The sequence below is a fragment of the Mangrovimonas yunxiaonensis genome (assembly GCF_000733475.1).
Taxonomy (GTDB): domain Bacteria; phylum Bacteroidota; class Bacteroidia; order Flavobacteriales; family Flavobacteriaceae; genus Mangrovimonas; species Mangrovimonas yunxiaonensis.
This window is the reverse complement of record NZ_JPFK01000007.1, coordinates 65,367-86,125: the sequence shown is the minus strand read 5'-3', so window position 1 is coordinate 86,125 and position 20,759 is coordinate 65,367. Positions and strand designations below refer to the sequence as shown.

The following is a 20,759-nucleotide window of genomic DNA, read 5'->3' as shown; positions in this document are numbered from 1 at the left end:
AAGCGTCATGAATGATAAAATAACTACATTTTTAAGTTCTGGCCTATTAGAAAAATATCTTTTAGGCGAAACTTCTTCTGGCGAAACAGAAATGGTCGAGACTTACATCGCCAAACATCCAGAAGTAGCACAAGCATACAATACCTTGCAAGACAACCTAGAGGTTATTGCTAAGTACCATGCTGTAGAAGCCCCAAAAACCATCCTTCACAATGTGTTGGATGCGTTAGACGACACCCCTGTTAGAACCTTAACCACCAAAAGCAGAAGTGTGCGTGTTTCTAAAAAGTGGTTTAAATACGCCATAGCGGCAAGTTTTGCAGCCGTGGCCTTCGCCACACTTTCGGTGATGTTGTACCAGCAAAATCAAGCTCTTAAACATGAAAACCAAACTGTGGTTGATGAGATTTTCGATCTAAGAAACGATATCGACAACAACAACAACAAGCTAGACGATTTAATGCGTCAGTTCATGAAGTTGAATAATCCAGACACCGAAAAATACGTGTTACGCGGCAACGACCGGGCCAAAAACCTTAAAACTGTAGCCTACATTAACGCCAAGGACAAAACATCGATGATTGATGTTATTTCACTGCCTAAGCTACCAGAACACCAAACCTATCAAATCTGGGCCGAAGTGCAGGACCGTATGGTAAATTTAGGCATACTAGATGAAGCCGACAGAAAGCTTAAGAACATTCCATACATGGAAGACGCTTTGGGCTTAACCATAACAATAGAGGACAAAGCCAATACAGATGCCACTACCTCTGAAAACGAAGTCGCAGAGATTTCACTCCAAAAAAAGTAAAACAAAAAAGAAGGCTGGATTTTTAATCCGGTCTTTTTTTTTAAATACCATTTCCACACCCATAATTCATATAGCGTATTTAGGCTCTATACATTAATTATTGTACCTTTGCATAAAATTTCCGCACATGAAACTTTTATTAATCACACTACTACTACTAGGACTTGGAATTGCTGGTATTGCCATAAAAATTTGGGCCAAAAAAGACGGTAAATTTGCGGGTACATGCGCCAGCCAAAACCCCATGCTAAACAAAGACGGTGAAGCTTGTGGCTTTTGCGGTAAAACCCCAGACCAATTCGACTCTTGTAACGAACCTCAACATTCCTAACCCTTAATGCCGCTATTAGATATCGTATACTACAGCTTTGTTGTAGTTATATGCATTCAAACGCTGTTCTATCTGGGTATTTTTTCGAAGTTTGCTTTCAAAAAGGTAAAGCATAACCCCAAAAAAAACATCCCTGTCTCGGTTATTGTCTGTGCCAAGAACGAAGCCCAGAACCTAAAAAACTTCCTACCCTCCATACTGCAACAAGACTACCCCAACTTTGAGGTTATTTTAATAAACGACAGTTCGCGCGACAACACCTTAGAGGTCATGGAACATTTTAAAGCGCAACACAACAACATAAAAATTGTAAACGTAAAAAATATTGAAGCCTTTTGGGCCAATAAAAAGTACGCGCTTACACTGGGCATAAAAGCCGCCAAAAACCATACCCTTCTTTTTACCGACGCCGATTGCAAGCCCGTCTCTAACCAATGGATAAACGAAATGAGCTCCTGTTTTAGCGATAACAAAACCATTGTACTAGGATATGGCAGCTACAAACGCATAAAAGGTTCCTTGCTAAACCTGCTTATAAGGTTTGAAACCTTGCTTACGGCAACACAATATTTCTCGTACGCCAGTATTGGCATGCCCTATATGGCCGTGGGGCGAAATTTAGCTTATAGAAGCGAAACCTTTTACGAGGCCAGAGGGTTTATGAACCATATTGACATTAACTCTGGCGATGACGACCTGTTTGTAAACGAAATTGCCACAGCAGCAAACACCAGTATTTGTGTTACAAAAAACAGCTTTACGGTTTCCTTACCAAAAACCACTTTTAAGGACTGGATCTTGCAAAAAAGACGCCACATAAGCACAGCGCACAGGTACCGTCTAAAACACAAACTTATGCTAACGGCCTTTTATGCGTCGCAGTTCTTGTTTTGGGGCTTGGCTGTCACTTTATTGGCCGCCATGTTTAATTGGGAACTTGTACTTGCCTTAGTGGCATTTAGGTTTTTTATGCTGTACCTTATTTTAGGACAAACTGCCCGCAAACTTGGCGAAAAAGGCCTTTTGCCTGTACTACCAATACTCGAATTGTTTTTAATTAGCATGCAAATGGTTATCTTTATTAAAAACCTTATCTCAAAACCACATCATTGGAAATAAAAGAAGCGATAGAAAAAGCTAAAAAAAACAACCAAATGGCCTTCAATTTTTTGTTGGACACCTATTGGAACGACGTATACGGCTTTCAATTAAAACGCACCCAAAATGAAAATGATGCCGAAGACATTACCATTCAAACCTTCTCCAAAGCGTTTGACAAAATAGACACCTACAACGACAAGTATGTGTTTAAAACTTGGCTAATTACCATTTCAAAAAACATCCATATCGATTTGCTTCGAAGGCAAAAATCGTCGGTTGAAAGCACAGCCAATACCACCGTTGAAGATGAATATTATGCCATTGCAGATGAGTCGCCCTCTGCCGAAGACAAACTCATTACCGAACAAAACCTCGCCAAGTTACTTAGAGACATAAAAAAATTAAAACCCCACTACCAAAAAGTTATTAATCTAAGATACTTCCAAGAACTGAGCTATAAGGAAATTTCTATCGAACTCGACGAGCCCATAAACAACGTTAAAGTAAAACTACTTCGGGCTAAAAAACTCTTAGCAGAAATTATTGCTAAAAAATAAACACCTCTTTACCTTACGTTATACCCCTTGCGGTTTCTTAATCTAAAAAAAATCCTCAAGATGTAGCTTCTAGGCCGTCCGCTTCAAGAAATTCTTTATTACCGTTTTAATCATATACTTTGTATCTTTGTAAGCTCATAGTCAATTTATGGAAACAAAAACAGCATCCAACATATTACCTAAAGAACGTAAGCCCAAATGGCTTCGTGTAAAACTTCCTACAGGAAAAAAATACACCGAATTACGCAGTTTAGTAGACAAATACAGCTTAAACACCATTTGCACCTCGGGAAGCTGCCCAAATATGGGCGAGTGCTGGGGTGAAGGTACTGCTACCTTTATGATTTTAGGAAACATATGTACCAGAAGCTGTGGTTTTTGTGGTGTAAAAACAGGAAGACCAGAAACTGTAGATTGGGACGAACCCGAAAAAGTGGCGCGTTCTATAAAACTCATGAAAATTAAACATGCTGTACTTACCAGTGTAGACCGCGACGATTTAAAAGACATGGGAAGCATTATGTGGGCCGAAACCGTAAAGGCTGTACGCCGCATGAATCCAGAAACCACCCTAGAAACCCTTATTCCGGACTTTCAAGGTATAGAACGCCATTTAGACCGCATTATTGAGGTTGCCCCAGAAGTGGTATCGCACAACATTGAAACCGTACGCCGCCTAACCCGCGATGTGCGTATTCAAGCAAAATACGACAGAAGCTTGGGCGCTTTAAAATACCTAAAAACACAAGGGCAACGTCGCACAAAATCGGGCATTATGCTTGGCTTGGGCGAAACGCGCGAAGAGGTTATCGAAACCCTTCACGATTTAAAAGACCACCAAGTAGATGTGGTTACCATTGGCCAATATTTGCAGCCAAGTAAAAAACATCTGCCTGTAAAACGCTTTATCCTTCCCGACGAGTTTCAGGAATACAAAACCATAGGTTTAGAGTTAGGGTTCCGCCATGTAGAGAGTAGTGCTTTGGTAAGATCGTCTTACAAGGCCCAAAAGCACATCAACTAATGATTCGTGTAGGCATAAATGGCTTTGGCCGAATTGGCCGCCGCTTATTAAGATTGGCATTAAACCATCCGGCCATAGAAATTGTAGCTATTAACGATTTAGCTGATGCCAAAACCCTAAGCCATCTGTTAAAATACGACAGCATTCACGGGGTTTTAAATGCTGAGGTTTCCCATACCGAAAACAGCATATTAGTGCAAGGCAAAGCTATCCCGCTATTAAACCACAACCACCCAGAGCAAATAAACTGGTCGGCATACAACATTGATCTTGTTGTAGAGTGTACCGGAAAATTTAAGCAACGAAGCGTTTTGCAACACCATTTAAACAACGGGGCAAAACGGCTTATTTTAAGTGTTCCGCCTTTAGAAGATGATATTAAAACCATTGTACTAGGAGTTAACAGCAACACATTGGATGGTACAGAAACCATTGTTTCCAACGCCTCTTGCACCACCAACAATGCCGCACCGATGATAAAAATCATTAACGACCTTTGCGGCATTAACGAAGCTTATATTACAACTGTACATTCTTACACCACCGACCAAAGCTTACACGACCAGCCACATCGCGATTTGCGCCGGGCAAGAGCCGCCGCACAATCTATTGTCCCAACAACAACAGGTGCTGCAAAGGCCTTAACCAAAATTTTCCCAGACCTAGCCAATGTTATTGGAGGCTGTGGCATTCGGGTGCCTGTAGCAAATGGCTCGTTAACCGATATTACCTTAAACGTAAAACAAACCGTAAGCATTGCAGAAGTTAATAACGCCTTTAAAACAGCTTCTGAAACAACGCTTAAAAACATTCTAGAATACACCGAAGACCCTATAGTATCTATTGATATTGTAGGAAATACGCACTCTTGTATCTTCGATGCGCAAATGACATCGGTTATTGGAAACATGGTGAAAATTATTGGTTGGTATGACAATGAAACTGGATATGCTTCAAGAATTTTAGATTTAATTTGCGATTTATCGATAAAAACATAACTTTAATCGAATAAATAATTATATTTGTTTGTATAGTAACTTATAAATATGTCCCAAATTACCAAATTCATATGTGTTATTATTATCCTGCTAAGCTGCAGTATAACAGCTCAAACGTCCATTAGCGACGACCCAGAGACCATACAAAACAGCATTGATTTTAGGATAAATCAAGCGCAACGGGACATTGAGAACAACAATTTTTTTGAGGCCGAAAAAAAACTAGACGAAGCCCTTGTACTTGCCAACAAAATAGACAACCAAAAAAGTCTGGGCATTATATATGCTAAAATAGGCAAGCTTCAATTTATTACAGAAGAACCAGACGAAGCGATAAAAACCCTAATTAAGGCCAATAAAATTCAACGTTTGGCCAAGGACGAAACCAATCTGGCAGAGACCTATAAAATTTTGGGCAATGTGTACTACGCCAAAAAGGAATACCATAAAGCCCTAGAGTACTACACCTCTTCGCATTCACTTTTTGAGCAAGACAACCTCAACAATTTTGTAGCCGAAATTCTGCTTAACCAAGGAAAAACCTACATCGCTTTAAAAGATTACCCCAAAGCCAAAAAACAATTACAAAAGTCCATCTTGCTTGCCAACAGATACGAGTTGAACAAGATACTAAGCAGTGCTAAAATTTATTTTGGATACAGCTTATACCAACTAGACGAAAAAGCAACCGGCTTACGAGAAGCCAACCAAGGCCTTAAAATAGCGACCGACAACAAATTTACGGTAGTTTTAAATGAGGGCTACCTTATTTTAAGCGATTTGTACGAGTTTAATGGCAACTACCAAGCAGCAAACGAACATTTAAAAAAACACTTAACGCTTTCCGACTCGTTGCTTGAAGCCAAACGAAACAGCCTTTCTCAAGACAAAAGGGTACAACTCCTAACCGATGGCCAAACCGAATACCAAAAAAAGCAATTGGCCGACCTGGAAGATCAAAAAGCAGCCAACGACCTAAGCAAACTAACCACCATTTTAAGTATTGCGCTAATTACCATTCTTTCACTTTTAACCTTATCGCTATACAAAAACAACAACATTAGGCTAAAAACCAACAACATGCTCCACAAAAAAAACAGCGAGCTTATTGTTTCTAAAGAAAAGGCCGAACTCGCCTCGAAAACCAAAGCCAACTTCCTCTCTACGGTAACCCACGAACTAAGAACACCGCTTTATGCTGTTACGGGCCTAACCAATATGCTCTTGGAAGAAGACCCCAAACCCGAGCAAATTCAGCATTTAAAATCGTTAAAATTCTCTGGCGATTACCTGTTAACTTTTATTAACGACATCCTTCAAATAAATAAAATTGAAGCCAATAAAGTAGAGATCGAACCAGAACCTTTTAACTTAAAGAAAAAGATTACCAATGTTATTGCAGCCTTAAAAAATTCGGCCAACGACAACCACACCAAACTGCATTTTGAGTATGAAAAAGACTTGCCTCAAAACTTTATTGCAGACCAAATAAAAATCTCGCAAATACTTATAAACCTAATTGGCAATGCCATTAAGTTTACCAAAAATGGCGATATCTGGGTAAAAGTTTGCCAAACTAGCCAGGAAGGCGATGTTTTAAACCTCAAGTTCGAGATTATCGATAACGGTATTGGCATTAGCAAAGAAAAACAAGAGCAACTGTTCGAAAGCTTCTCACAAGGCTCCATTCAAATTAACCGAAAATACGGTGGAACCGGGTTAGGGCTCTCAATTGTTAAAGGATTGGTGAAAATTCTTAAAGGAAAAATCTACCTGAATAGCGAACTTGGAAAAGGCTCGAACTTCACCTTCGAAATCCCTTTAAAATACACCGAAAAAGAAGAAGTGGTCGAAGTGAAGAAAAGCTACTTTAGCAATGTGGATGAAGTGGATCTGGAAAGCATAAACATTTTAATTGTTGAGGACAACAAGATTAACCAAATGATCACCAAAAAAATCCTTAACAAAATGCAGCTTAAGTGCGATGTGGTTGACAATGGCGAAGCTGCCGTTGAAAAAGTACGAAACCAATTTTACGATGTGGTTTTAATGGATATTCACATGCCTGGAATAAGCGGTTTAGAAGCAACCAAACTAATACGAGACTTTAACAAAGACATTACTATTTTTGCACTAACGGCCGTTACTTTAGAAGATAAAATGCACGAATTTGACGAAGCTGGCTTCGACGATATTATCTCTAAACCATTCAAGCAGGAAGACTTCGAGAAAAAACTCTTTAACGCCCTTATTGTAGACCGCAAAAAACCCGTTTAATCTCCCGAAACAAAACGCGCTATTGCGTTATTAAAAGCCGTTTGCTCATAAAAACCAACCGTTATTGGCAAATAAAACAACTTGTCTTTTAACTGTTCAAACTGCATTAAACGCATATAATCCTTTTCGGTAGCCACAATACAAGTGCTGTCCTCTAAAATACCGGCAACATCCTGTTCGCTAAAAACATGGTGATCTTTAAAAGCATGATGCCTAAAAGATAACCCTGCCTGCTTCAAAAACGCTAAAAGCGGTTTTGGGTTAGCAATTCCCGTAACCAAGGTAAACGGCCTTAACGTCTTTAACGGCAACGACGCGTTTTCTGAATAAACATGCTCGGCATAGGTAATAAAACTAAAAAACACCTGCTGCTGCTTTTGTGGTTTAAGCAAATTAACAACTCCTGTCCGTTCCTGTTCAGAAAGGGTTTCGGGGCACTTGGTTACAACAATAATCTGGGCACGCTTTGCACCACTTACAGGCTCTCGCAAATTACCGGTTGGCAACACAAAATCGTTAACATACAAATCGTGGTAGGTTGTAAGCAGGATGTTAAAACCCGCTTTAACCCGTCTGTGTTGAAAGGCATCGTCCAACAAAATCACTTCTGGAGCAACTTTTAAAACCAATTGGTTTATACCACGTACCCGGTCGCCATCTACAGCCACAGCCAATTCTGGCTTAAACTTGTTATAAAACTGAAATGGCTCATCTCCCATAGTCGCTGCAGTATCCTGCGCTCCAGCAAGCCGAAACCCCTTGGTTGCCCTGCCATACCCACGACTTAAAGTCGCCAACTTGTAATCGTCTTTTAACAACCTTACCAAATACTCTATCATAGGCGTTTTGCCCGTACCACCTGTACTTAAATTCCCCACACAAATAACAGGAAAAGGGAATGCTGTCGAGGCTTTCCAGCCCATATCGTACAACCGGTTTCTCAACCATGTAATAATATAATAAATGGGCACCACAGGAAACAGAAGTAAACGGAGTAATTTCATAGTAACGAAAGTAAATATTTTATATTTGTTTTTAAATCCAAACCCAAAACTTTATGAGTATTCAGGATGTCATTAATTATCTAGAAGCGTTGGCACCTTTGGCATATGCCGAAGATTTCGACAATGTTGGCCTATTGGTAGGCGACAAAACCAAAAGCCTTACGGGCGTTTTAGTTACCCTAGACACCTTAGAAGAGGTAGTTGATGAGGCCATAGCTAACAACTGCAACCTTATTGTAAGTTTTCATCCTATTGTCTTTAAAGGCTTAAAAAGCATTACCGGAAAGGATTATGTCGAACGAACCGTTTTAAAAGCCATTAAAAACGATATTGCCATTTATGCCATTCACACAGCTTTGGACAATGCCCCCCTTGGTGTAAACCATGCGATTTGCGAAAAACTGGGACTGGTAAACAACCGCATATTAATCCCCCAAAAAAACAGCCTTAAAAAACTCATCACTTTTGTCCCCAATAAAGCTGCCGAAAGCGTTAGAAAAGCCCTTTTTAGCGCCGGCGCTGGCAGCATAGGCAATTACAGTAACTGCAGCTTTAACACAGAAGGCTATGGCACATTTATGGGCAACGATGCCGCAACCCCAAGCGTTGGCAATAAAAACCAACTACACACCGAAGCAGAAACCCAAATTGCCGTTATTTTTGAAAAACACCAACAACGTCAAATCTTAAAAGCGCTGTTTAATGCACACCCTTACGAAGAAGTCGCTTACGACATTATCACTCTAGACAACGACAACCAAAACACGGGTATGGGCATGATTGGTGAGCTTGAACAGCCTATGGACGAGGCTCATTTTTTAACGTTCTTAAAAAACCGCATGAACACCCGGTGCATTCGCCACAGCAAATTATTAGGCAAGCCCATTAAAAAAATAGCTGTTCTGGGAGGCTCGGGAAGTTTTGCCATTCAAGCAGCTAAAGCCCAGCAGGCAGACGCCTATGTAACGGCCGATTTAAAATATCACGACTTTTTTTCGGCAAATAACGAGATTCTTTTAGCCGATGTTGGACATTTTGAAAGCGAACAGTACACAAAAAACCTCCTAACCACCTATCTTACAAAAAAAATTACTAATTTTGCAGTCGTTTTATCAAAGACCAATACCAATCCGGTAAATTATTTTTAAAGTATGGCAAAAAAGAAAGAACTAACTGTAGAAGAGCGTTTAAGAGCGCTTTACGATTTGCAATTAATCGACTCGCGCATCGATGAGATAAGAAATGTTCGTGGAGAACTTCCTCTAGAAGTTCGCGATTTGGAAGACGAAGTCGAAGGTCTTAATACAAGGTTAGACAAGTTAGACTCTAGCTTGGAGTCTATTGACAATCAAATTAGCGATAAGAAAAATCTTATTGAAGAGTCTAAAGCACTCATCAAAAAGTACAGCGAGCAGCAAAAAAACGTTAGAAATAACAGAGAGTACAACTCGCTTACCAAAGAGGTTGAATTCCAGGAATTGGAAATTCAGTTAGCAGAAAAGCACATCAAAGAATTTAAAGTTCAAATAGAGCAAAAGAAAGAGGTTATTTCTGAAACCAAGGACAAACTAAAAGAGCGCCAACAGCACCTTAAGCACAAGAAAAATGAATTGGATGCCATTTTAGCCGAAACTGAAAAAGAAGAAAAAGCCCTAATCGAAAAATCTGAAGATTACAAAGAGAACATCGAAGAACGATTGGTTAAGGCCTACACCAGAATACGTTCTAACGTAAAAAATGGCTTAGCCGTTGTACCTATTGAAAGAGGTGCCTCTGGAGGATCTTTCTTTACCATTCCACCACAAATTCAAATGGAAATCGCTACCAGAAAACGCATCATTACCGACGAGCACAGTGGCCGTATTTTAGTCGATGCCGTATTAGCTGAAGAAGAAAAAGAAAAGATGGAGAAGCTATTTTCTAAGCTTTAATCCAAACTTGACCATACACCAAAAAAGCCCTTGCAGTAGCAAGGGCTTTTTTTATCAACAACAAACACCAACACAACTATTTTTAACAAAAAAATGATACCTTTATACCACTCATAGAAAATTCCAGCCCTTTTTACTTAAGGTTTCCGGTATTGTTTCGACTACATAAAAAACCTTGCTATGAAACAGTTTGTTCCAATACTTATGGTTGTCCTTTTATTTAATTGTAACAATCATGCGCACAATAATCCCAAAAAACAGCAAGCAATGACACACAACACCCCTATTGAAATACCTTTACAAAACGGTAAGGCCAGAGCCTATTTTGCCAGCGGTTGCTTTTGGTGTGTCGAGGCCATTTACGAAAGTGTTATTGGTGTAGACGAAGCCATATCTGGATATTCTGGTGGGCACACCAAAAATCCCACCTACGAGTCTAGCAATACCGGGCAAACAGGCCATGCCGAGGCCGTAGAAGTTATTTACGACCCAAACATAGTAAGCTACGCCAATTTAATAGACGTGTATTTTAGCACACAAGACCCTACCCAAATCAACGGCCAGGGGCCAGATTGGGGCTCACAATACCGCTCTATTATTTTCTATCAGAACGACGAGCAAAAACAAATTGCAGAGGCCAAAAAAGCCGAGTGGGCTAAAAAAATTGGTGGTCATATCGCTGCCGAAATTATGCCTTTCCAAAAATTCTGGGAAGCCGAAGCCTACCACCAGAACTACGAAAAACGCAATCCAAACAACCCATACATTCAGAATGTCTCTAAAAAACGGCTGGACAAACTATACCAAAGCTGCCCCCTTTTGGTGAAGAAAAACGTTCAAGACCTGATTAAAGATCTTAACAAGCATTAAGGTTTTGTTGCTTTAATCTCAAAAATTAAGGGATAAAGCTTGTCTTTGGTTACATACATCCCAGAGGTGGTTTTTTCCAAATCGGGCAGCACATTATAAGGGCTTTCGTCGTGTTCCTTTAAACATGTTATGTGCAATCCCGCTTCGGCCAAAGCAGAAACAACCGCGCCCAAACCGTGGTTCCAACCGTATTCCTTACTAACCATTTTCGATTCGCCATCTGCATAGGTGCCTTCATATTCTTCGTAAATAACCTCATCCTGCATGTAACCATATTTTAATTTGGGCGGTTCTTCAAGGTAGTCAAACATCCAAACTATAGGATGGAACTCAACCATGTAAAATATCCCTCCAGGTTTTAACCTTTCAAAAATCATTTGCGCCCAAGGCCTTAAATCGGGCAACCAGCCAATAACCCCATAACTGGTAAATACTACATCAAAAGTTTCATGAACATGTTTGGATGTTTCAAAGACATTACAGCATACAAAATGGGCATCCAAATTCAATTCGGCATTAAGCGCTTTTGCTAATTTTATGCCTTCGTCGCTTAAATCAATGCCTGTGCATTTTGCTCCTGCCCTGCTCCAACTTAACGTATCCTGCCCAAAATGGCATTGCAAATGCAACAATGTCTTACCAGCAACATCGCCCAAAGCCTTAAGCTCGTAAGGCATTAAAGAGCTTTTCCCTTGTTTAAATGCCTCTAAATCGTACATCGCGCTTTTGGCATGCACCTCTACTTTTTTATTCCAGGTTGCTTTATTTACTTCAAAATACGTTTTGTGTGCTTCCATCTGTATAAAATTTCACCCTCTAAAATACAACATTAATGCGCACATTCCTTAAAAAAATCTGCTCTGAATGCCGTGCTTTTTTTACACATCTCCCTTTAAAACGTCCCTATTATTTGTATTTTTGGGAAAACTCAAAAAACGCAACCCACATTGAACTATAAAACAGGTCTGGATTTCGCAAAAGAAATGGACCAAAACGATCCGTTAAAAAGGTACCGCAACAAGTTTCACATTCCAAAAGACAACAATGGAAACGAGCTTGTTTATCTCTGCGGAAACTCTTTAGGCCTCCAACCAAAAGCCACAAAAGATTACATTGACCAAGAGCTGAACGATTGGGCCAATTTAGGCGTAGAAGGCCATACCCAAGCCAAAAACCCTTGGTTGCCCTACCACGAATTTCTTACCGAAAATATGGCAAAAGTAGTAGGCGCAAAACCTTTGGAAGTGGTTACCATGAATACCCTTACCGCCAACCTACACTTTATGATGGTAAGCTTTTACAAACCCACAAAAACACGCTACAAGATTTTAATAGAGAGCGATGCGTTTCCAAGCGACAAGTACGCCGTTGAATCGCAACTTCGCCACCATGGATACGATGACAAGGACGGGTTGGTCCTTTGGAAACCACGCCCAAACGAAGAATTGTTACACCTTGAGGATTTAGAGGCTATTTTAAACACACAAGGCGACGAAATTGCCCTTATTTTAATTGGCAACACCAATTACTACACCGGACAGTTTTTTAACATGAAACGCATTACCTCCCTAGGCCACAAACACGGCTGTATGGTGGGGTTCGATTGTGCTCACGGTGCTGGAAACGTGCCATTAAACCTTCACGATTCGGGTGCCGATTTTGCCGTTTGGTGCTCTTACAAATACCTAAACTCGGGCCCTGGAAGTTTAGCTGGTGCTTTTGTTCATGAACGCCATGCCCACAACAAAACCTTAAACCGTTTTACAGGATGGTGGAGCCACAACAAGCAAACCCGCTTTAACATGCGCCACGAGTTTGATGTACTTCCTGGTGCCGAAGGCTGGCAATTAAGCAACCCGCCTATTTTATCGTTAGCAGCCATTAGAGCATCGCTAGACATTTTTGGTGAAGTTGGCATGAACGCCTTAGCCCAAAAATCCAAAACCCTAACAGGCTATTTTGAATTCTTACTGAAACAATTAGGCGAAGATACCATTCGTATTATCACCCCAGAAAACCCTGAAAACAGAGGTTGCCAATTGTCTATACAAGTAAAAAATGCCAATCGGGCATTATTCGACAAATTAACCCAAGCTGGCGTAATTGCAGACTGGCGCGAACCCGATGTCATTCGTTGTGCCCCAGTACCACTTTACAACAGTTATGAAGATGTGTACAAAATGGTTAACCGTTTGAAAGAAATATTAAATGACTAAACAACAAAACATACTCATTATTGGCGCAGGCCTTTGTGGTTCCCTACTGGCTTTACGGTTGGGACAACGCGGCTACAACGTTACCGTTATGGAAATGCGCCCAGACATGCGAAAAGTAGATATTAGCGCTGGTCGGTCCATAAACTTAGCGTTTTCAGATCGTGGTATTAAGGCTATGAACTTGGTTGGTATTTTAGATAAAGTCATGCCGCTCTGTATTCCAATGAAAGGACGAATGCTTCACGATATAGAAGGCCAGACTATTTTAGCACCATACAGTGGGCGTGAGCACGAATACATCAACTCCATTTCTCGTGGTGGTTTAAACGAATTACTACTCACCGAAGCCGAAAAGCACGATAACGTCAACATTCATTTCAATAAAAAATGCTTGTCAGTTGATTTTGAAAAAACCACAGCACTTTTCAAAGACTACGACACTAAAAAAGAGTTTATCGAAGATGCTGATGTTATTTTTGCCACAGATGGCGCAGGCTCTGCACTACGCCAAAGCTATTACTTAGGTAAGAAGTTTTTGTTCAGCTTTTCACAAGACTGGCTAACCCATGGGTATAAGGAATTAAGCATTCTTCCAGGAGAAAACGGCAGTTATAAAACTTTTAAAAACGCCCTTCATATTTGGGGACGCGAAGCATTTATGCTTATTGCGCTGCCTAACCTAGACGGCAGTTTTACCGTTACCCTCTTTTTAAGTTTTGATGAAGGCGAATACAATTTCAACAACTTAACCACCAAAGAACACGTTTTAGAATTCTTCGAAAAATACTTTAAAGACGCCTTAGAGCTCATGCCGAATCTGGTTGACGATTTCTTTAAAAACCCAACATCGCCATTAGGCACTGTTAAATGTGCGCCTTGGCACTACAAAGGCAACACCCTGTTAATGGGCGATGCTGCACATGCCATTGTTCCCTTTTATGGCCAGGGCATGAATGCCTCGTTTGAAGATGTTACCGAATTTGATAAAGTACTAGATGAAGGACATCAAGACTGGGAAACCATTTTTAAAGTGTACCAAGCCAATAGAAAAAAAGACACCGATGCCATTGCCGATTTAGCAATCGACAATTTTCACGAAATGAAAGGCCATGTAAACCATACTAATTTTAGAGAAAAACGCAACCTGGAAATGGCTTTTGAAAAAGAATTCCCAACCGAGTATTCATCAAAATATTCCTTGGTTACCTTTAATGAAGATATTGGCTATCGTGACGCCATGCTAAGAGGTCGCGCCCAAGACAAGGCCATTTTAAACATGTTGGCCGACGGCAATATCCCAGCAGTAACCAATATAGCAAAAGCAGACTTAAAAAACGTTTTGGAAGATGTAAAAACCGAAACCGAGAACATGCTGGAAGACGATAGAATTGCAGGATTGAAGTAGTTTATCATTCCGCACTACAATGCGGAATTCATTTCAACCGTAAAAAGTATCAATAAATTCTGAACCAAGTGCAGAATAACAAAATGACAAAAACATTATGAACAAAGGAACTAATGTAACCCCACGCGGCGCTTACCCACACGTTAAAGTTGTAGGCGACTTTATTTTTGTATCGGGCACCAGCTCACGAAGAGCAGACAATACCATTGCCGGTGTAGATATTATTGACGAGATGGGCACCAAACGCCTGAATGCCGAAGTGCAAACACGGGAAGTTTTAAAGAATATTGACAAAAACCTACAAACTGTTGGTGCTTCGCTTAAAGATGTGGTTGATGTAACCTCATTTCTTGTAAATATGAACGACTTTGCAGGTTACAACAAAGCGTACGCCGAGTTTTTCGACAAAGCGAACGGGCCAACCAGAACCACTGTTGCGGTACACCAATTACCACACCCCGATTTGGTGGTCGAAATTAAGGTGATGGCCTATAAAAAGAACGTGTAAAAACATAAGAAGCAAGGCTCCAGACCAAGATGTCTTGGTTCCTGCCTCTTGGTTCTATCATCTAAAAATATGGACATAAAAAACTACATTAACGGCAATTTTCACGAGCCATCCTCCAACGAATGGATTGATAATTTTTGTCCTGCCAACGGCGAAGTATATGGGCAAATTCCCAACTCATCAAAAGAAGATGTTGAAAACGCTTACATTGCCGCCAAATCGGCGTTTCCTAGTTGGTCGCAAACAACCTTAGAAGAACGCAGCCGCATTTTACTAAAAATATCGGAAGGCATTGAGGCCAACCTCGGCAAATTAGCTCAAGCCGAAAGCGAAGACAATGGCAAACCCATTAGCTTGGCTAAAGCTATTGATATTCCACGTGCGTCAAGTAACTTTCGTTTTTTTGCCAATGCCATTACACAATTTGCCAGTGAAAGTCACGAAAGTGTTGGTATGAATGCCATAAACTACACCTTACGCCAGCCTATTGGCGTGGTGGGGTGTATTTCTCCATGGAATTTACCCTTATACCTGTTTACTTGGAAAATCGCTCCAGCCTTAGCAGCAGGAAACTGCGTGGTGGCAAAACCCAGTGAAGTTACACCTATGACCGCTTATTTACTAGGCGAAATCTGCAATAAAGCGGGCTTACCTAAAGGTGTTTTAAACATTGTTCACGGTTTGGGAACCACTACTGGCCAAGCCATTATTGAGCATCCCGACATTAAAGCCATATCGTTTACTGGAGGCACGGCAACAGGAGCTCATATTGCTAGAACTGCTGCGCCAATGTTTAAAAAACTGTCTTTGGAATTAGGCGGCAAAAACCCTAACATCATTTTTGCCGATTGCGATTATGACGATATGCTGAAAACAACCGTGAAATCATCGTTCGCCAATCAAGGTCAAATTTGTTTATGTGGCAGTCGTATTTTTGTGGAAGCTTCCATCTATGAGAAGTTCAAAACCGATTATGTTAAAAAAGTAAAGCAACTCAAAGTTGGTCATCCATCTAAAAACGATACTAATATTGGTGCTTTAGTTTCTAAACCACATTTAGAAAAAGTAATGGATTGCATACAAATTGCCAAAGAAGAAAACGGCAAGGTCCTTTGTGGCGGTAATCGTGTAACTGTTGCAGGTTTTGAAAACGGTTATTATTTAGAACCAACCGTTATTGAAGTCACAACGGATGACTGTCGCGTAAACCAAGAAGAAATTTTTGGCCCTGTGGTAACTATTATGCCGTTTAATACCGAAGACGATGTGCTACAAATGGCCAACAAAGTAAAATACGGCTTATCGGCCACCCTTTGGACAAACGATTTAAAACGTACCATGCGCCTAAGCAACCAAATACACGCTGGTATTGTGTGGGTGAATACCTGGTTAATGCGCGATTTGCGAACCCCTTTTGGCGGCATGAAAGCTTCTGGCGTTGGTCGTGAAGGCGGTTTTGAAGCCCTGCGCTTTTTTACCGAACCCAAGAATGTGTGTATTAAGTATTGAGGCGTGAGATGTGAGATGTGAAAAATAATATTTAAAAAACGACATAATTAAATCTATCTATCAAGAAATAATATGAATCTAAACATAAACAACAAAAACGCTTTGGTTTGCGGAAGTACCGCCGGTATTGGAAAAGCTACAGCCCTAGCATTGGCCCATGAAGGAGCAAACGTGACGCTTATAGCCAGAAACGAAGACAAGCTTAAAGCTGTTTTAACAGAATTACCGCATGCCGAGAACCACAGTTATATTGTTGCCGATTTCTCTAACCCAGAAGTTTTACAACAAAAGGTTACCGATTTTATAACCAACCACCACGGCTTTCATATTTTAGTTAATAATACAGGCGGTCCAGCTGGCGGCCCAATTTTTAATGCCAAACTAGACGCATTTCAAAACGCGTTTACACAGCATTTAAAATGCAACCATGTGTTGGCGCAAGCAGTTGTTCCTTTTATGAAAGATGAAGGTTATGGGCGTATTATTAATGTAATTTCCACATCGGTTAAACAACCTTTAGATGGGCTTGGTGTAAGCAACACCATTCGTGGTGCTGTGGCCAATTGGAGTAAAACCCTGGCCAACGAGCTTGGCCAATTTGGCATTACCGTAAACAATGTGCTACCCGGAGCCACAGGAACCGAGCGCTTAACCGAAATTATTAAAAATAAATCGGTAAAAACCGGCAGTACCGAGACAGAAGCTGCCAATGCTATGAAACAAGCCGTGCCGGCAAAACGTTTTGCCAAACCAGAAGAGCTGGCGTATGCCATTACCTTTTTGGCCAGTGCATGTGCCAGTTATATAAATGGAATTAACCTGCCTGTTGATGGTGGGCGCACAAAATCTTTGTAACTTTATAACAAAACCCGCGTGAGGGATTGAAGCGAGCTACCGTGTAGCGCGTAAAGCCCGACCCGATAGGGGCACGCCCAAAAAAATATATAGTTTATGAGCAATTTAGTAACCCCTTTGAACTTTAAAGCTTGGATTGATGAAAACCGCCATTTATTAAAACCGCCTGTTGGCAATAAATGTGTTTGGCCTAATGGGGATTATATCGTGATGGTGGTTGGCGGCCCTAACAGCCGAAAAGATTATCATTACAACGAAACACCAGAATTTTTTTACCAGCTGGAAGGCGATATGGTGCTTAAAATCATGAACAACGGCAAACCCGAAGATGTTCATATTAAGGAAGGAGATATTTATTTACTACCTCCTAAAGTCCCACATTCTCCACAACGTCAAGCAGACACTGTTGGTTTAGTAATAGAATATCCACGCCCAGATGGAGTAAACGATGCCTTAGAGTGGTATTGTGAGAATTGCAATGAGCTGTTGTATCGTGAGGAATTTCCGTTGGATAATATAGAAACCGATATGCCTGTGATTTTTGATAAATATTACAGTAACGAAGAAAAACGGACTTGCACGTCTTGTGGTCACGTTATGCAGCCACCTAAGAAGTAGTGAGTAGTAAACTCTATTAAATTAAAATATTAATGCATTAAGGTTTAATCTTAGATAAGATCTAAAAGCTAGTAATAACTTATATGGAAAAGCGCAAATTACGTATAAATGGTCATTCGCATTTATTACCTTATCCAGAGGAAATCCCTCAATTTATGAAGGATAAAGGGATTTTCTGGGTTGATAAAGACCGAAAATTTATGCTTCAAAAAGATTGGAATAGACCCATCACGGATTCTAGTTTCTTTTTGAATGAAAAACTGGCCTGGATGGATCGTTTTAAGATAGACCACGCTGTGGTTTTAAACCTTTCCCAACTTTATGGCAACGGACTGCGCCTAGAGGAAATGAAACAAGCCTTGCGTTTCCAGAATGATTTTAATGCACGTATTCAGGCTGAAAACCAAAGCAAATTCACCTGTGGCTTTGTGGTACACCCCGGATTTGTACGCGGTGCTTGCTGGGAAATAGAACGTTGCGTTGAGGAGTTGGGCATGCGCCTGTTATGCCTGCCCACACACTATATGGACACCATTGGAACGTGGCGTTGTATTTTTGATGAAGAGAACGAGCCTATTTTTGAATTGGCCAACAAATATAACCTAGCGGTTGAAATTCATCCGTATGATGGTGAGAAGTTTATAAAACTTGAGAACACCTCTTGGAGGTTTCATTTAATTTGGATGCTGGCGCAATGTGCCGATGCTTATCATTTTTTAACCCTTAACGGCTATTACGAAAAATATCCCAACATGCGTGTTTGCTTTGCCCATGGCGGGCAATTGGCCCAAATAAACCTCGGCCGGAGAATTCAGGGGTTTGATGGTCGTCACGATTTGTTTGAGGGCAAAGTACACCCAAGAAAGGCTGTTGGCCATAAAAACATCTTTTTTGACACTTTAGTCCACGATACTAATTCTTTAGACTTGCTTATAAAGAATCAAGGCTCTAAACAAGTTTTAATTGGTTTAGATGATCCGTACCCATTAGGTGAAATGGAAAGTTTGCCACAATCGTCCTACCCAGGAAAAATTTTAGACCTAGCCATAGAACGCGACATTATAAACGAAACCGAGAAAGACGCTATGTGGGAAGACAATGTCCTACAATGGCTTTATGGTAATGATGAAAAGGGCAAACAAGACTTGGTAAATAAAATTTTAAGCTAATGCATTTTATTCCAGAACAGCTAGACGATTATGTGGTGGCACACACCGAGGACGAACCTCAGCTCTTACAAGCCTTAAATAGGGAAACCTACCAGAAAATCTTGCAGCCGCGAATGTTAAGTGGGCATTATCAGGGACGTGTGCTAAGCGTCATCTCTAAATTAATGGCTCCAAAAAACATTCTGGAAATAGGCACCTATACCGGCTATTCGGCATTATGCCTAGCCGAAGGCATGCAGGCAGATGGTGAATTGCACACTATAGACATTAACGAAGAATTGATCGATTTTCAGCGTAAGTATTTCGATCTCTCGGGGTTTGGCAATCAAATCCACCAACATCTTGGAAATGCCCTAGACATCATTCCGCACTTAAACAAGCGTTTTGACCTAGTGTTTATCGATGCCGATAAAGCCAATTACCCCAATTACTTTAAGGTTATTATCGATCTGTTAAATCCGGGAGGTGTTCTCTTATCGGACAATGTGCTATGGAGCGGAAAAGTTATTGAAACGATAAAAGAGGACGATGAAGACACTAAAGCTTTAATCGCCTATAACAAGCTGTTAAAAGACGATCCCAGAGTAGAAACCGTCATGTTACCCATTCGTGATGGGTTAACCATAAGCCGAAAAAAATAAGCTCGTGCAAACCGCTATCGACACCATTTGGGTAGAAGACCTGGACGGCAACAACGTAGAGTTGCTTTCCCTTTACAACGACCAAAACCTGCTGCTACTTCTTTACAACAACCAATGTTTAGGATGCACTGGAAGAGCCATTCCTTTGGCCTATAAATTTCAAAACATGTTCCAGCATATTAAGGTGTTGGGCATTCACAGCAATTTTAGATCTGAGCAAGTTACCAAAGCCGATATCACATCTATTTTCACCACCAAAACATTGCCTTTCCCCATATATATTGACGACAACCATAAGGTTTACGATAGGTTTAAAAGCGAAGGCACCCCACAATGGCTTCTTATTAGCAAAGACAAAACGCTATACCGCTCTATTTTCGGTTCGCAGGCCAATGCCGAGAACAGGTTGCTTTATGCCCTAGAAAGTCTAACTACGGAAGTTTAAACATCTGCCCTGAAGGCTTACGAACACCACCAAGCCCTAAGATGTTTGTTGGTTGTATTGTATTTAAAAGCGTAAAAAACCAAAGGCTGTTGCTTGAATTTTTGTTATTTTTAGGCATAACACGTTTGACTGGAACCCCAATATCTATAAGTCGAAGAAAGTGTGTTGCTTTCCTTTACAGCTTTCTTCTTACCGAGCCTGTAAAATCCTCAAGATCGTCTTTTACTTTGTTGAGTTCATCTTGAATGTCTTTAGTTACACTGGTATCGATACCGCTTTTTTCGGCACTTTTGGTAATTTCAGACTTAATATCGTTTGATGCATCGCGAAGCATGCGCATGCCTTTACCCATGCCCTTGGCAATTTCTGGAATTTTATCGGCACCAAATACCATAACCACAACAAAGAGAATAAAAACAATCTCTGTGGTTCCTATAAATAAAAATGTAGCTTCTTGTATCACGTTACAAATATAATGAGAGTTTG

Annotated in this window: 22 protein-coding genes; 19 read left to right on the top strand and 3 right to left on the bottom strand. The window is 40.6% G+C overall.

The features are described from left to right. Window positions 1–7: 7 nt before the first annotated feature. From IA57_RS07730 to IA57_RS07700, 7 genes are all read left to right on the top strand, one after another. Window positions 8–814, top strand: a complete 807-nt coding sequence (locus IA57_RS07730; RefSeq protein WP_036121653.1) for an anti-sigma factor — start codon at window positions 8–10, stop codon at window positions 812–814. 127 nt (window positions 815–941) lie between these two features. Beyond that, complete coding sequence (locus tag IA57_RS07725; protein WP_036121650.1) at window positions 942–1,145, top strand: membrane or secreted protein; 204 nt, start codon at window positions 942–944, stop codon at window positions 1,143–1,145. A 6-nt stretch (window positions 1,146–1,151) separates the two neighbouring features. Beyond that, entirely contained in the window at window positions 1,152–2,264 is a 1,113-nt protein-coding gene (locus IA57_RS07720; protein WP_036121648.1) for a glycosyltransferase, read from the top strand. After that, a complete protein-coding gene (locus IA57_RS07715) occupies window positions 2,255–2,803 on the top strand; it encodes an RNA polymerase sigma factor (protein ID WP_036121645.1) in 549 nt (182 codons plus the stop codon). Before IA57_RS07720 ends, IA57_RS07715 begins: the two co-directional genes overlap by 10 nt. A 148-nt stretch (window positions 2,804–2,951) precedes the next feature. Further along, a complete protein-coding gene (lipA, locus tag IA57_RS07710) occupies window positions 2,952–3,827 on the top strand; it encodes a lipoyl synthase (protein ID WP_036121642.1) in 876 nt (291 codons plus the stop codon). Next, on the top strand, window positions 3,827–4,825 hold the full coding sequence (gene gap, locus IA57_RS07705; protein WP_036121639.1) for a type I glyceraldehyde-3-phosphate dehydrogenase: 999 nt from the start codon (window positions 3,827–3,829) through the stop codon (window positions 4,823–4,825). The genes lipA and gap overlap by 1 nt, the downstream gene beginning before the upstream one ends. Window positions 4,826–4,873: 48 nt before the next feature. Then, on the top strand, window positions 4,874–7,102 hold the full coding sequence (locus IA57_RS07700; RefSeq protein WP_036121636.1) for an ATP-binding protein: 2,229 nt from the start codon (window positions 4,874–4,876) through the stop codon (window positions 7,100–7,102). Here IA57_RS07700 and lpxK read toward each other — a convergent pair. Beyond that, window positions 7,099–8,106: a tetraacyldisaccharide 4'-kinase gene (gene lpxK, locus IA57_RS07695; RefSeq protein WP_036121633.1), complete on the bottom strand. Its 1,008-nt coding sequence runs from the start codon at window positions 8,104–8,106 to the stop codon at window positions 7,099–7,101. The genes IA57_RS07700 and lpxK overlap by 4 nt on opposite strands. Window positions 8,107–8,159: 53 nt before the next feature. On the opposite strand from lpxK, the gene IA57_RS07690 reads away from it, so the two are divergent. The 3 genes from IA57_RS07690 to msrA all read left to right on the top strand — a co-directional run bounded on the left by IA57_RS07690 (window position 8,160) and on the right by msrA (window position 10,907). Beyond that, window positions 8,160–9,254 (top strand): Nif3-like dinuclear metal center hexameric protein, encoded by a 1,095-nt coding sequence (locus IA57_RS07690; protein ID WP_036121630.1) that lies wholly within the window; start codon window positions 8,160–8,162, stop codon window positions 9,252–9,254. A gap of 3 nt (window positions 9,255–9,257) precedes the next feature. Continuing rightward, window positions 9,258–10,037, top strand: a complete 780-nt coding sequence (locus IA57_RS07685) for a zinc ribbon domain-containing protein (RefSeq protein ID WP_036121627.1) — start codon at window positions 9,258–9,260, stop codon at window positions 10,035–10,037. Window positions 10,038–10,217: 180 nt separating this feature from the next. Then, complete coding sequence (gene msrA / locus IA57_RS07680) at window positions 10,218–10,907, top strand: peptide-methionine (S)-S-oxide reductase MsrA (protein ID WP_036121624.1); 690 nt, start codon at window positions 10,218–10,220, stop codon at window positions 10,905–10,907. Here the strand turns inward: msrA and IA57_RS07675 are convergent. Next, the gene (locus tag IA57_RS07675; RefSeq protein WP_036121621.1) at window positions 10,904–11,704 is read right to left on the bottom strand and encodes a class I SAM-dependent methyltransferase; all 801 of its coding nucleotides are present in this window, start codon (window positions 11,702–11,704) and stop codon (window positions 10,904–10,906) included. The genes msrA and IA57_RS07675 overlap by 4 nt on opposite strands. Window positions 11,705–11,890: 186 nt before the next feature. Here IA57_RS07675 and kynU point away from each other — a divergent pair, with 186 nt between their 5' ends. The 9 genes from kynU to IA57_RS07630 all read left to right on the top strand — a co-directional run bounded on the left by kynU (window position 11,891) and on the right by IA57_RS07630 (window position 20,273). Next, the gene (gene kynU / locus IA57_RS07670) at window positions 11,891–13,123 is read left to right on the top strand and encodes a kynureninase (RefSeq protein WP_051881043.1); all 1,233 of its coding nucleotides are present in this window, start codon (window positions 11,891–11,893) and stop codon (window positions 13,121–13,123) included. Beyond that, complete coding sequence (locus IA57_RS07665) at window positions 13,116–14,528, top strand: FAD-dependent oxidoreductase (protein ID WP_036121616.1); 1,413 nt, start codon at window positions 13,116–13,118, stop codon at window positions 14,526–14,528. The genes kynU and IA57_RS07665 overlap by 8 nt, the downstream gene beginning before the upstream one ends. 97 nt (window positions 14,529–14,625) lie before the next feature. Continuing rightward, a complete protein-coding gene (locus IA57_RS07660; protein ID WP_036121613.1) occupies window positions 14,626–15,036 on the top strand; it encodes a RidA family protein in 411 nt (136 codons plus the stop codon). A 69-nt stretch (window positions 15,037–15,105) separates the two neighbouring features. After that, the gene (locus IA57_RS07655; RefSeq protein WP_036121610.1) at window positions 15,106–16,545 is read left to right on the top strand and encodes an aldehyde dehydrogenase; all 1,440 of its coding nucleotides are present in this window, start codon (window positions 15,106–15,108) and stop codon (window positions 16,543–16,545) included. A 72-nt stretch (window positions 16,546–16,617) separates the two neighbouring features. Then, the gene (locus IA57_RS07650) at window positions 16,618–17,400 is read left to right on the top strand and encodes an SDR family oxidoreductase (protein WP_036121607.1); all 783 of its coding nucleotides are present in this window, start codon (window positions 16,618–16,620) and stop codon (window positions 17,398–17,400) included. Window positions 17,401–17,496: 96 nt separating this feature from the next. After that, window positions 17,497–18,018, top strand: a complete 522-nt coding sequence (locus IA57_RS07645; protein ID WP_036121606.1) for a 3-hydroxyanthranilate 3,4-dioxygenase — start codon at window positions 17,497–17,499, stop codon at window positions 18,016–18,018. Window positions 18,019–18,101: 83 nt separating this feature from the next. After that, entirely contained in the window at window positions 18,102–19,187 is a 1,086-nt protein-coding gene (locus IA57_RS07640; RefSeq protein ID WP_036121604.1) for an amidohydrolase family protein, read from the top strand. Further along, complete coding sequence (locus tag IA57_RS07635) at window positions 19,187–19,828, top strand: O-methyltransferase (RefSeq protein ID WP_036121601.1); 642 nt, start codon at window positions 19,187–19,189, stop codon at window positions 19,826–19,828. The genes IA57_RS07640 and IA57_RS07635 overlap by 1 nt, the downstream gene beginning before the upstream one ends. 4 nt (window positions 19,829–19,832) lie before the next feature. Further along, the gene (locus IA57_RS07630) at window positions 19,833–20,273 is read left to right on the top strand and encodes a TlpA family protein disulfide reductase (RefSeq protein WP_036121598.1); all 441 of its coding nucleotides are present in this window, start codon (window positions 19,833–19,835) and stop codon (window positions 20,271–20,273) included. A gap of 175 nt (window positions 20,274–20,448) precedes the next feature. Here the strand turns inward: IA57_RS07630 and IA57_RS07625 are convergent, their stop codons facing one another. Continuing rightward, window positions 20,449–20,736 carry a Sec-independent protein translocase subunit TatA/TatB gene (locus IA57_RS07625; protein ID WP_036121595.1) on the bottom strand — a complete coding sequence of 96 codons (288 nt, stop codon included), beginning with the start codon at window positions 20,734–20,736 and terminating at the stop codon, window positions 20,449–20,451. Between the last annotated feature and the right edge of the window lie 23 nt (window positions 20,737–20,759).